This window comes from Pseudomonas juntendi, from assembly GCF_009932375.1.
GTDB lineage: Bacteria > Pseudomonadota > Gammaproteobacteria > Pseudomonadales > Pseudomonadaceae > Aquipseudomonas > Aquipseudomonas juntendi.
In genome coordinates this window covers 1-735 of record NZ_BLJG01000406.1, presented here as the reverse complement: position 1 = coordinate 735, position 735 = coordinate 1, and the positions used below count along the sequence as shown (strand labels likewise).

1 protein-coding gene is annotated in these 735 nt (G+C 50.2%); it reads right to left on the bottom strand.

Annotated elements, in window-relative coordinates; genetic code table 11:
- Positions 1-351 precede the first annotated feature (351 nt).
- The coding region (locus GYA94_RS27965) for a hypothetical protein (protein ID WP_218031615.1) at positions 352-735 on the bottom strand (384 nt) is incomplete at its 5' end.

Genomic DNA, 735 nt, shown 5'->3' with positions numbered 1-735 from the left:
AAACAAGGATGAGGAAGGTGGCCATGGGTTGACAGACCGGTAGGTCAACCAAAACCCGGCGCACATGAGTGCCCCATGCACAGCTGCCATAACGGCAAAAGCCATGTGGTTGACGAGTGCGGCCTGTCAAAGCCGGTCGCTGATTTCGCAGCGACCGCCCGAGACTAGAGCCCAACCCAGATCATCGCAATGGCTTAAGCGGCTTGTGACTGTAATTCAGAAACGTCCTACAGGTAAGTGGAAAAAACGGAAAATGTTGTCGCCGTAGGCGCGTTGTTGAAATTCGCCGCAAGGTCCAAATCAGCTTGGCCCTTTCTGCCCGCTATTACACTAGCCTGGCAAAGACTGGACTCAATCATTTCTGATTTTTTTTGATATGTAATAAATGGCACCCCCGACGGCGCCAATAGCACCACCGAAGATGAGCATTCCTGTAGCAGCAAGCCTTGAGTCGTCTCTTATACCAGATTTACTTATGCCGGTACCGAGATCTGGTTGCGCGTTAGGAGCGGGATTTGGTTTTTTCCGGGGGAACACGAAATTTGGCTGGGATTTGCCTTCCCTAGGTATGGATTCCTCCCCATAGAAAGGCACATTTGTATAGCCACTATCGTTGTCAACGCCCAACCAACCGTCTAGGAACGGCTTTTTACTTGGCGGAGGCGTATTAGCCCGTGGCTTATGTATCAGTGGGATATCAAAGGCAATACCAACTAGTTTCTTATCGATTAGGTT